Below are 12129 nucleotides of genomic sequence, written 5' to 3'. Positions count from 1 at the left end.
GTCGGACCGAACCGGTGGACATTCAAAACAGACACCGGTCCATTTTGACCTGCGCTGCGATCGCGCGCAGCGCCGGTCGGGCGGAGGCGTGTACCGGCGTGTCGGTCGTGTCTGTTGCAATAGCCCGCGTGGTGCGATCGGATGGCGCGGTGCGACTGGTTCGCCGGAATGTGGTGGCGCCCCGGCCGCGAGACTGGGGCGCCGACGTTCGCGCGCTGCTGGACGCCGCCGCCGAGGCCGGTCCCGCGCGCCCCGGGTGGCGACCCTGGCAGGTGCTCGGCGGGCCGGGCACGGGCAAGACCGCCCTGCTGGTCGATCTCGCCGCCGAGCGCATCGCGGCGGGAGCCGATCCCGATTCGGTGCTGGTGCTGACCCATTCGAAACAGGCGGCGGGCGCCGTGCGCGATGCCATCACCACACGGCTGAGCGGCCCGGAACCCGGCGCCGACGGCGGTGTGCCCGGGGCCACACGGGAACCGCTGGTGCGCACCCTGCACTCGTACGCCTTCTCCGTGCTGCGCAGGCACGCGATGGCCCACGGCAACCCGCCGCCCCGGTTGCTGACCGGAGCCGAACAGGACGCGGTGCTGCGCGAAATGCTGCGCGGCGACCTGACGGACATGGCCGAGGGCGCGCGCGGCCTGTGGCCGGAGCGGTTGCGGCCCGCGCTCGCCCTCGGCGGATTCGCCGAACAATTGCGCGATCTCATGCTGCGCGCCACCGAACGCGGCATCGGGCCGGAGGACCTGGTCCGGCTCGGCCGCGAACACGCCAAGCCGGAATGGGTGGCCGCCGGCCGGTTCGCCATCCGCTACGAGCAGACGATGCTGCTGCGCTGGTCGGTCGGCGTGGAGGCGCCGGAGGCGACCGCGCCCGCGCTGGACGCCGCCGAACTGGTCGGCGCGGCACTGGACGCGCTGGCCGTCGACCCGAATCTGCTTGCCGCCGAACGCGCCAGGATCAGGTACCTGCTGGTCGACGACGCGCAGCACCTGGACCCGCAGGCGGCCGTCCTGGTCAAGGCGATCGGGCACAGCGCGCGGATCACCGTGATCGCGGGCGACCCCGATCAAGCCGTCTTCGCCTTCCGCGGCGCCGACGCGCGCTTCGTCGCCGAACTCGACGTGCCGGACGAGCAGCGCGTCGTGCTGCGCGCCAATCATCGCTTCAGCGGTCAGGTGGAGCTGGCGGTCGCGCGGATCGCCGCGCGTCTGCCCGGCAGCGCGCCGCAGCGCATCCCCGTGCCGGACCGTGCCGACCCGCGGGAGGACGGCACCGAGGTGCGGGTGCGCGTGCTGGCCACGCCCGCGAAGGAAGCCGCGCTCATCGCCGACCATCTGCGCCGCGCGCACCTCACCGGCGGGGTGCCGTGGTCGCGGATGGCGGTGATCGTCCGATCGGTGCCGCTGTCGCTGGCGCCGCTGCGCCGCGCCTTGCTCGGCGCGGGCGTGCCGGTGCGCCAGCCCGCGCTGGACACGCCGCTGGCGCGCAGGCGCGGCGCGGCCTGGATGCTGCTGGCACTGCGGGCGGTGCTGGCGGGCGAGGCGGCGCGGCACGGCGCGGAACCGGCCTTCGAGCCGGAGGACGCCCTCGACCTGCTGTCCGGTCCGCTCGGCGGCGCCGACCAGATCGCCTTGCGCCGGTTGCGTCGCGGCGTTCGGCGCGCGGTGCTGGAATCCGCGCGCGCCGGGGCGAAAACCGCGGAAGAGGTCGATGATGCGCCCACCGACCGCGGCGGGGACATCGACCGCCCCTCCGCGCAGGTGCTGCGCGACCAATTGATCGGGACCGGCGATCCGGCGATCCTGAACCGGCTCACCGAGGTCGAGGCAGCGCCGCTGCGCCGGGTGCTGGACGCGCTGCACCGGGCCGGTAAGGCGCGCGGGCGTGGCGCGGGGCTGGAGGACGTCCTGTGGGCGCTGTGGACCGGTTCCCGGTTGGAGCGGCGCTGGGTGGCCCAGTCCGAGCGCGGCGGCGCGGTCGGCATGCAGGCCGATCGCGATCTGGACGCCGCCGTCGCGTTGTTCGACGCGGCCGCCGCCTACGTCGACCGGCTGCCGCGCGCCAGCATCGAAGGGTTCGTCGAGTATCTGTCGCAGCAGGAGATTCCGCACGACGCCGCACCGCGCACCGCGCCGGGCGAGGCGGTCGCGCTGCTGAGCGCGCACGCCGCCGCCGGGCGGGAATGGGACGTGGTCGCGGTCGCCGCCGTGCAAGAGGGGATCTGGCCGAATCCGCGCTCGCGCGGCACCCTGCTGCACACCGAGGATCTGGTGGATCTCACCGCCGGAGTATCCGACGCGGGGGAGCGGGTGAGCCGTGCCGCGCCGATCCTCGCCGAGGAGCGCAGGCTGTTACTCGTCGCGTGCAGCCGGGCGCGGCGGTCACTGCTGGTCACCGCCGTGGAATCGGTGGCGGGCGAACGCGACCTGGTGCCGTCGCGTTTCCTCGCCGAGTTGCTCGGGCACGACGAGGACAGCGAGCCCGGCGCGCTTCCGGTGGTCGATCCCGGCCGCGCCCTGGTGATGCACTCCCTGGTCGCCGAATTGCGCGGTGTGGTCTGCGATCCCGAGGCCGACCCGGAACGCAGGCGTCGCGCCGCGCACCAACTCGCGCGGCTGGCGGACGCGGGCGTGCGCGGCACCCACCCCGACGACTGGTACGGCACGGCCGAACTCAGCTCGCCGCGTCCGCTGTGGGGCGAGGACGCGGACGCGGTGGCGCTGTCGCCCTCCACCGTGGAGTTGCTGCGCACCTGTCCGCTGCGCTGGGCGCTGGAACGCCACGGCGGCACCGACGGCGACAACCCGCACGCCGTCAAGGGCAACCTGGTGCACACGCTGGTCCAGGCGCTGGCGGGCCAGGTGCCCGAGGACCAGGTGCGCGCGGCGCTGGAACGGGCCTGGCAGGCGGTGGATCCCGGGACCGGCTGGCATTCCAGGCAGGAGCTGCGCCGCACCGCGGCCATGCTGGAGAGCTTCCTGACCTGGGTTCGCAACACCCGCGGTGAACTCACCCAGGCCGGTGTGGAGGTGCCGGTGGATTGCGTGCTGCCCGCGCGCACCGAAGACGAACGCGCCGTGCGGATCCGGGGCCGCGTCGACCGGCTGGAGCGCGACGCGCGCGGCCGCTTCGTGATCGTCGACGTGAAGACCGGCAAGTCCCCGGTCAGCAAGCAGGCCGCCGTCGATCACGCGCAGCTGGCGACCTACCAGGTGGCCGCCGCCACGGGCGCGCTCGACGCGACGGGAGAATCCGGCTCCGCCGAGGCGGGCGCCCCGCCCGGCGAACCGGGTGGCGCGCGATTGGTCTACGTCGCGAAGCCGAGCAAGACGGAGGGCGCCACCCAGCGCATGCAGCCTCCGCTGGACGCCGAGGCGCTGGAGCACTGGCGCGACACGATCCACCAGGCCGCGGCCGCTACGCAGGGCCCCAGCTACCTCGCCGTGCGCAACGACGGATGCCGCCACTGCGCGGTCGCGGGCAGCTGTCCCGTGCAGGACAGCGGGAGACAGGTGACCGACGAGTGAGCGCGCCCTCGGCCTCGCCGCGGCCGGTCGCCGGGGCGCCGCCGTGAACGGCCGGGTGACGCCCCACCAGCTCGCGCAGGCGCTGGGCCTGCCACCGCCGACCGACGAACAGGCCGCCGTGATCGCCGCGCCGCCCGGGCCCACCCTCGTGGTCGCGGGCGCGGGCGCGGGCAAAACCGAGACGATGGCCGCCCGCGTGGTGTGGATGGTCGCCAACGGGCTCGTGCTGCCGGACGAAGTGCTCGGGCTGACGTTCACGCGCAAAGCCGCCCAGCAGTTGACCGCCCGCATCCGGACCAGGCTGGCCCGGTTGGCCGGCGCGCCGCTGCTGCGCGAACTCGACCCGAGCGGGCGGCTGCGCGCGCAGCTGACCGGCGCGGAACCGGAGATCAGCACCTACCACTCTTACGCGGGCAGGTTGCTCACCGAGCACGGCCTGCTGCTTCCGGTGGAGCCGTCCGCGACGCTGCTGACCGAGACCCAGCTCTGGCAACTCGCCCACCAGGTGGTCCGCACCTGGGACGGCGACCTGGAGACCGAGCGCACCCCCGTGTCGGTCACCGAGGCGGTGCTCGCGCTGTCCGGGCAACTCGCGGAGCACCTGGTGGAGCCGGAGGAACTGGCCGAGGCGCACACCGAACTGGCGAAGCTGGTGCACACGCTGCCCGCCGGTCCGCGTCAGCGAGGCGGACCGAGCCAGACGCTGCTCAATATCGTGCAGGTGCAGCAGGAGCGAGTGGCGCTGCTGCCGCTGGTGCAACAGCTCGCCGAGGCGTTGCGCCGCCGGGGCGCACTGGATTTCGGCGCGCAGATGTCCCTGGCCGCGCGCTTGGCCGCCGAGCACCCCGAAGTCGCCGCCGCCGAACGCGCGCGGTTCAACTTGGTGCTGCTCGACGAGTACCAGGACACCGGCCACGCCCAGCGAGTGCTGCTCGCGGCCCTGTTCGGCGGTGATCCGGACCAAGGGCATCGGCAGGCACACGACATGTCCCGGGGATCGGCTGGTGATACTTCTCCCCGGGCCCCCGCACACGGAGACATCCCCCCGAACCCCAGCAGGCGGCCCAGCTCGACACATACGGCCGGAACGTCGGCGCTCAGCTCTCGGGTGAGTCGTCGGTGCAGGGCGATGCGCCCCATACGGCCGTGCACCCCTTTTCGACGGAGCGAGAAAGAATCTCGCGGCGCGGCGATGCGGACCAGTCGACCCCTACACGGGAGGTGTACCCGCAGCTGTCCGGGGCGGATGGAGATCAGCTCGACATCCGCACGGCGGCAGGTGAGTCGCAAGCGGCTACCGGCGATTCGGATGTGTCGGCTGGTGCTTTCGCAGGTGAGTCGTGGGGGGCCGTGGGTGGTTCGAATGTATTGCCTGATGGTGCTTCCGCGGGTGAGTCGCGGGGGGACATGGGCGTTACGGATGTGTCGGCTGGTGGAGAATTCGCACGCGAACCGCATGGCAGCGGCCGGGAGACGGGTCGGCCGAAAGTAAGCGACTCCGCACGCGCGAGTACGCGAGAGCGGCACGTGGGACCGCCCACGCGGCAATCCGGGTCGGCGCACCCCGATGCCCGTCACGGTGGCCCGGTGCGCAGCGGGCGCGTCGATGCGATGGGTGAAGGAGAGTCGCATTTCGCCGGTGCGCACGACCCGCATGCCATGCCCGATCGACGCGACCAGCCCCCGCGATCACGAGACGGGCAGCGACTCGCGGTGACCGCCGTGGGCGACCCAATGCAGTCGATCTACGGCTGGCGTGGCGCTTCGGCGGCGAATCTGCCCCGGTTCGCCACCGATTTCCCCAGCGCCCCGGGGGTGCCCGCGCCCACGCTGGCTTTGCTGACCAGCTGGCGCAATCCGCCGGAGGCGCTGGCGCTGGCGAACCTGGTCGCGGAACCATTGCGGCGCAAGGCGATCGAGGGCGGCGGGGTGACGGTCGACGCGCTGCGCGCCAAACCCGACGCCGGGCCGGGGATGGTGGCGCTGGCGCTGACCGAGACCGTCGCCGACGAACGCGAGTGGGTGGCCGAGCGGATCGCCGCGGAGTGGGCCGCCCGGCGCGCGGCGCAGCAGCCACCGCCCACGTCGGCGGTGCTGGTGCGCCGTAACGCCGACGCTTCACCGCTGGCTGAGGCGCTGCGCGCGCGAGGACTTCCGGTGGAGATCGTCGGGCTCGGCGGTTTGCTCGCCACACCGGAGGTCGCCGACATCGTCGCCACCCTCCGACTGATCGCCGAACCCGGCGCGGGCAGCGCCGCCATGCGCGTGCTGACCGGCGCGCGCTGGCGCATCGGCGTCGCCGACATCGCCGCGCTCGCCCGACGTGCCAGGGACCTGTCCATCCGGCGTCCCGGGTCCGAGGCCACGGCCGAGATCGCCGACGGCGCCACGCTGGACGAGGCGCTGCGCGAGGTGGCGCCCGAGCCCGCCGAACAGGCCGGGTTGGCCGATGCCATCGCCGATCCCGGGCCCGCCGAGCAGTATTCGGCGGCCGGGTTCGCCCGCATCGAGGCGCTGGGGCGGGAACTGGCCGCGTTGCGCGAACGCAGTGGTCAGCCGTTGGCGGAATTGGTCGCCGATGTCGAGCGCACCATCGGTGTCGGCGTGGAGACCCAGACCCGGCGAGCGATGGCGGGCACCGGAGCCGGGCGCGAGCACCTGGACGCGTTCGCGGAAGTGGTGGCCGGCTACGCCGCCGACACCGGAGCCTCGCTCGGCGGTCTGCTCGCCTTCCTCGCCGCCGCGGAGGAGGTCGAGAACGGACTGGAGCCGGGCGAGGTCGAAGTCGCCAAGGACCGCGTCCAGGTGCTGACCGTGCACGCGGCGAAAGGCCTGGAATGGGAGATCGTCGCGGTCCCGCACGTGGTGGAGGGGGTATTCCCGTCCAAGGTCGGGTCGGGCACGTGGCTGGGCGCGCTCGCCGAACTGCCGACCTCGCTGCGTGGCGACCGGCAGCAGGACGACGCGGCCGAGGGCGTGCCGGTGCTCGAACTCACCGACCTGTACGACCGCGCCGACCTCGACCGTGCGATCAAGGCGCACAAGGAGGCGCTGGAGCGCCGCCGGATCGATGAGGAACGCCGCCTGTTCTACGTCGCGCTCACCAGAACCGAACGTGTGCTGCTGGTCTCGGCGCACTACTGGGCGGAGACCGGCAGCACGCCGAAGGGCCCCTCGGATTTCCTGCTGGAGCTGAAGCACGCGCACGAGGACGCCGGCAGCCCGGCCTACGACGTCCTGGCCATCGACCGCTGGGACGACCCGCCCGCCGACGACGCCGTCAATCCGTTCACCGACAACCCCGCCACCGCCGAATGGCCGCGCGACCCGCTCAGCACCCGCCGCGACCCCATCGAGCAGGGCGCCGCGCTGGTCCGCGCCGCGCTGGCCGACCTGCGCGCTCGCCCCGCCACCGGTCCGGACACACACGCGGTCCCCGCGAAGCCCCCCGCCCTCGACAAGAATGCGCCTGCACCGCCGGGTGGAGACGCGCCTGCGCCGCCGGACGGGGATGCGCCCGCAATACCGGGCGAGGAGGCTTCCGCGCCGCCCGTCGAGGAGGCGGCTTACCCGGATGACTTGGCCTACTATCCGCCCGACGACGAGTTCCCACCTGACGAACTCGCGGACGATTTCGACTTCACGTCGATCGAATACGCCGACCCGTACGCCGACATCGAGCCTTACTTCGGCGCGGCCCCGGACCCGGTGGAGGAGTACCTGTCCGCCGACGAGCCGGCCTACGCCGCGAGCGGCTTCGCTCCGCCCCCGCCGGAGGATTCGTACCGGCCGGAGCACGTCCACCCCGCCGCCGACCCGGACGATCCGGAAGGCTGGGCCGCCGACGTCGACGCGCTGCTGGCCGAACACCTGGCGGCGGCGGCCGCTGCCGAGGAGGTGGAGCTACCCGGCCAGATCGCGGCGACCGCCTTGGTCGAGCTGCGCGCCGACCCGGCGAAACTCGCCGCCCGGCTGCGTCGCCCGCTGCCCTACCCGCCGAATCCGCTGGCGCGCCGCGGCACCGCGTTCCACGCCTGGGTGCAGCGGTGGTTCGGCTCCACCCGCCTGCTCGGTCTGGACGAACTGCCGGGCGCGGCCGACGGCGCGGCCGACGCGGGCCTGGACGCCGAGCTGACCGCGATGCAGGAGGCGTTCCTGAATTCGCGGTGGGCCGACCGCAGCCCGATCGAGGTCGAGATCCCGTTCGAGACCTCGATCGCGGGCACCGTCATCCGGGGCCGGATGGACGCGGTGTTCGCCGAACCGGGCGGGCGCTGGACCGTCGTGGACTGGAAGACCGGCGCCGAGCCCGGTGCCGCCGAGGAACCAGCGGTCGCCATGCAGCTGGCGGTCTACCGCCTGGCGTGGGCGCGGTTGATGGCCGCGCGGGAGGGACGGCCGGAGCAGGAGATGCTGCACCGCGTCGGCGCCGCGTTCCACTACGTGCGCACCGGACGCACCATCGCGCCGGTGAACCTGGCCGGACCGGAGGAACTGGCCGAGCTGATCAGGAACGCCGCGCCCGCCGGCTCACCGCCAGCGCCTGAGTGATCAGCGGGATCTGCAGCGGAAGCCGCAGCGCCGAGCCGATCTTGACCAGCCGCGGCGCCTTCTCGCTGGCCAGCATGTCCGCGGTGAACTGCACGTTGGCCGGGAACACCGCGATGAACAGCAGCGCCGCCAGCCGTCCGCCGAAGCTCCGGGTACGCGGGAACGCGAGCGCGGCGGCGACGCCGATCTCGGCCACCCCGGAGGCATAGGTGTAGTCGCGGGCCTTGCCGGGCAGCGTGCGCGGCACGATGGAATCGAAAGGCTTCGGCCAGACGAAATGCAGTACCCCGGCGCCGAACAGCAGGGCCGCGAGGGTCAGCTCGGGCCGTCGCCCGCCGTCGAGCGCGGGTGTCACCGTGTTTTCAGCCATGCCGCACTCTCGCATCCATTCCCTCACCGTGTCGACCGAGGCACCGAGGGGACTCGAGTCGAGCGAGCGCGCTCGACCAGGCCGGATGGCAGGCAGGCAGCACGATCACCGGCGAACGACGTCGAAGAGAATTCCCTCGATCGTGACTCCGGGCGCGAACGAGAACGCGACGCCCGTCTCGGTCGGCTTGTCCGCCCCTGCCCGGCCGACGATCCGTTCGAGCACGAAGATCAATGAGACGCTCGACATGTTCCCGTATTCCCCGAGAATCTGCCAGCTCGGCGCCGCGGCTTCCGGCGGAAGGCCGAGCGATCGCGCGGATTCGAGCAAGATCTTCGGCCCGCCCGGGTGAATCGCCCACCCATCGATGTCGGCTTGTCGCAATCCGTTGCGGTGCAGGACGTCTGCGACGACGGGAGCGACGCCGTTGTAGATGTACTCGGGTACGTTCTCCGACAGCTCGCAGGCGATGCCGTCGTGGTTGACGCCGACCGCGATGCCGTCTTCGGTGGCCTCGAACAAGTGGGTGAATTTGTCCCGGATGACGATCGTCCCCGCTTCGGCCTGCTCCGCCCCGTGCTTCGCCCCGATGACCAGCGCGCCGCAGCCGTCTCCGAACAGGCTGTGGACCACCGCGTCATCGATGTCTTCGATGGGGAGGGCATGCACGGAGTTGAGTTCGATACACACGACCATCGCCTTCTTGTCCGGGTTGGCCCGGACGAAGTCGGAGGCGGCGCGAATGCCGTTCATCGCCGCCGCGCAGCCCATGAAGTTGACCACCAGACGAGCGACCGACCGGGGCAGCCCGAGCTGATCGACGACGGCGGCGTCGACGCCGGGCGCGATGAGGCCGGTGCTCGTGGCGAACACGAGAAGCCCCAGGCCGGCCGGGTCGACACCGGCGAGCGCACGCCGTGCCACATCGACCGTCAGTGCAACGGCGTGGCGGTAGAACAGGCGCATGCGATCCTGGATCATCGCTGATTCACCGCCGGGCGCCAGAAGCCGGGGATTCAGCGGGTCGACCGCGAAGCGCCGCGTATTGATCATGGTTTTGCGGAAAATGCGTTTGATCCTGGCTCGCTGCTCCGGGTCGGTCAACTGCCCGGCCACCCGGTCCGCCGCGTCGGATTGGTCGAGGACCAGGCCGGGCGCGCCGGTCGCGATCGCTTCGATGACGGGCACGGTCGGCGCCGGCGGAGATGTGTGCTCGCGTGTTCGCGCGGCCGTGCGGGTGAGAAGCGCTTGGGCGACAGCGGTTGGCATAGAGACTGTTCTTCCTGTTCGAGCGACGGGGAATGTGCCCTCCAATCGTCAGACAGCGAATATTCAGCAACTAGGTACCCAAGGTGTCTGGATGCGCACACCCGCGGCTGACGTCGCACCGGGCGCCTTGACGATGCGCCGATGACCGGGTCGCCGTCCCAAGCCTTGTGCTGGACCGCTCACGTGCTCGGCGCACTCGAACCCAGGTTTCGAGCGCGGCCGACGGTGACGTTGTTTCGTCCGCAGGCCAGGAAACCCCGCGCCGTAGGCGCTGGAGGACCAAACACAGTAGGCTCCCCTGCTGTGCCGGAGGGACAAGGATTACCGGAGATGACCGACACGAACAACGCGATGACGGGTGTATCCGGTGTTCGGTGATCGAGCGCGCGGACTGGGGTTGGCCAGCCGCCCCGATTTCGCCTTGGTCGGCCTGCTGCGCATCCCGGAAGTGCAGACCAGCCCGTGGATTTCGCTGACCAGGCGGGTGCTGTTCGCGACCGCGCTGCTGTTCCTGGCCGCGCTGGTGGTGTACGTGGGGCGCGACGGCTACCACGACAACTCGGGCGACGAACTGTCGTTCCTGGACGCGTTCTACTACGCGACGGTCTCGCTGTCGACCACCGGATGCGGCGACATCCACCCGGTGACGCCCGACGCGCGGTTGGCGAACATCGTCATCATCACCCCGCTGCGCATCCTGTTCCTGATCGTCCTGGTCGGCACCACGCTCAGCGTGCTGACCGAACGTTCCCGGCAGGCTTTCAAGATTCAGCGATGGAGGCACACCGTGCGCAATCACACCGTGGTCGTCGGATACGGCACGAAGGGGCGGACCGCGATCGACGCCATGCTCGGCGACGGGGTGCAGCCCGCCGACATCGTCGTGGTCGACACCGACGTCGTCGCTCTGGAGGCGGCCGCGAACGCCGGACTGGTCACGGTGCACGGCTCGGCCACCCAGTCCGACGTGCTGCGGCTGGCCGGTGCGCAGAACGCGGAATCGGTGGTGGTCGCCACCAACCGGGACGACACCGCCGTGCTGGTCACCCTCACCGCCCGCGAACTGAACAAGGCCGCCAAGATCGTGGTGTCCATCCGGGAAGCGGAGAACACCCACCTGGTGCGGCAGTCCGGCGCGAACTCGGTGGTGGTGTCCTCGGAGACCGCCGGCCGGTTGCTCGGCATCGCGACAACCACGCCCACGGTCGTGGAGATGATGGAGGACCTGCTCACGCCCGAGGAGGGCTTCGCCGTCGCCGAGCGCGAGGTCGAGTCGTCCGAGATCGGCGGTTCGCCTCGGCATCTCGGCGATATCGTCCTCGGCGTGGTACGCAACGGGGTGCTCTACCGCGTGGGCGAGCCGGAAGTGGACGCGATCGAGGCGGGCGACAAACTGTTGTACATCCGCCGGGCGAGTAAGTAACCCTGCTGCGGGCCGGGCGGTAACTCGGGCGCGATAGTCTCGAGACGTGCCGGCATTTCAGCTCAATGGTGTTCCACTGCTGTCCCGTTCCGTAGTCGACCGGGCCGAGACGATCCGAGGCGATGCTCGAGCTCTGAAGGAAGGCTGGGCCGGCGCGCGACTCTTGCGGGTCAATCGGCGCGGGCAGGTGCGCTTCGACGAGGGCGTACTGGTCCTGGACGCGGCCCTCGAATTGTCCGCCGAGCCGAGTCCCGACGCGGTGTTCCTCGGCGTCGAGGACGGCGTGCACCTGTGGGCAGTGCGTGATGCGGAGCTGGCGGGCACGCTGACCGATCTGCGCGCGCTGGCGGGCGGCGCCATCGATGACCGCACCGCCGGGCTGCTCTCCACTGCGATCGCACTGCTGAACTGGCACGACAAGGCGGGGTTCAACGGCGCGGACGGCGCGGTGACCACCGTGTCCAAGGCGGGGTGGTCGCGCATCACCGAGAGCGGTTACGAGGAGTTCCCCCGCATCGATCCCGCGGTGATCTGCCTGATCCACGACGGCGATGACCGGGTGCTGCTCGCGCGCCAGCAGAGCTGGCCGAAGTCGCTGTTCTCGCTGCTGGCCGGGTTCGTCGAGGCGGGCGAGTCGCTGGAACGCTGCGTGGAGCGCGAGATGCGCGAGGAGGTCGGCCTCGACGTGCGCGAGATCAGCTATCTGGGCAGCCAGCCGTGGCCGTTCCCGCGCTCGCTGATGCTGGGCTTCGCCGCGGTCGCCGACCCCGAGCAGCCGCTGGTCTTCTCCGACGGCGAGATCGCCGAAGCCAACTGGTTCACCCGGGCGCAGGTGCGCGAAGCTCTCGCGGTGGGGGACTGGTCGAAGCAGGGCGAGGGCGCCCAGCTGCTGCTGCCCGGCTCGATCTCCATCGCGCGCACCATCGTGGAATCCTGGGCCGCGATCGGCTGAGCGCGCGGGCCGCCGCGACCCGCGCGCGGCGACC

At 71.8% G+C, this 12129-nt stretch carries 5 protein-coding genes and 1 pseudogene; 4 read left to right on the top strand and 2 right to left on the bottom strand.

Annotated elements, in window-relative coordinates; translation table 11 throughout:
• Positions 1 to 107: 107 nt before the first annotated feature.
• Positions 108 to 3530: an ATP-dependent helicase gene (locus ON27_RS21065; RefSeq protein WP_051046838.1), complete on the top strand. Its 3423-nt coding sequence runs from the start codon at positions 108 to 110 to the stop codon at positions 3528 to 3530.
• Positions 3531 to 3573: 43 nt separating this feature from the next.
• Positions 3574 to 8081: pseudogene (locus ON27_RS46095) on the top strand (ATP-dependent helicase).
• Here the strand turns inward: ON27_RS46095 and ON27_RS21050 are convergent.
• Both ON27_RS21050 and ON27_RS21045 read right to left on the bottom strand, forming a co-directional pair.
• Complete coding sequence (locus ON27_RS21050) at positions 8038 to 8451, bottom strand: DoxX family protein (RefSeq protein WP_043730354.1); 414 nt, start codon at positions 8449 to 8451, stop codon at positions 8038 to 8040. The pseudogene ON27_RS46095 and the gene ON27_RS21050 sit on opposite strands and share 44 nt — an antisense overlap.
• 105 nt (positions 8452 to 8556) lie before the next feature.
• The gene (locus ON27_RS21045) at positions 8557 to 9720 is read right to left on the bottom strand and encodes a type III polyketide synthase (RefSeq protein ID WP_083887704.1); all 1164 of its coding nucleotides are present in this window, start codon (positions 9718 to 9720) and stop codon (positions 8557 to 8559) included.
• 367 nt (positions 9721 to 10087) lie between these two features.
• Here ON27_RS21045 and ON27_RS21040 point away from each other — a divergent pair, with 367 nt between their 5' ends.
• Both ON27_RS21040 and nudC read left to right on the top strand, forming a co-directional pair.
• A complete protein-coding gene (locus tag ON27_RS21040; RefSeq protein ID WP_051046837.1) occupies positions 10088 to 11143 on the top strand; it encodes a potassium channel family protein in 1056 nt (351 codons plus the stop codon).
• Positions 11144 to 11189: 46 nt separating this feature from the next.
• A complete protein-coding gene (gene nudC, locus ON27_RS21035) occupies positions 11190 to 12095 on the top strand; it encodes an NAD(+) diphosphatase (RefSeq protein WP_043730352.1) in 906 nt (301 codons plus the stop codon).
• The last annotated feature ends 34 nt before the right edge of the window (positions 12096 to 12129 follow it).

Origin of the sequence: Nocardia asiatica NBRC 100129 (genome assembly GCF_000308415.1) — a bacterium.
In the GTDB taxonomy this organism is placed as follows: Bacteria; Actinomycetota; Actinomycetes; order Mycobacteriales; family Mycobacteriaceae; genus Nocardia; species Nocardia asiatica.
This window is presented reverse-complemented; position numbering and strand designations above follow the sequence as displayed.

Bases quoted from the DNA above. Each gene is read 5' to 3' on its own strand.
- ON27_RS21050 (WP_043730354.1), bottom strand. From the start codon at position 8,451: ATGGCTGAAAACACGGTGACACCCGCGCTCGACGGCGGGCGACGGCCC.
- ON27_RS21045 (WP_083887704.1), bottom strand. From the start codon at position 9,720: ATGCCAACCGCTGTCGCCCAAGCGCTTCTCACCCGCACGGCCGCGCGA.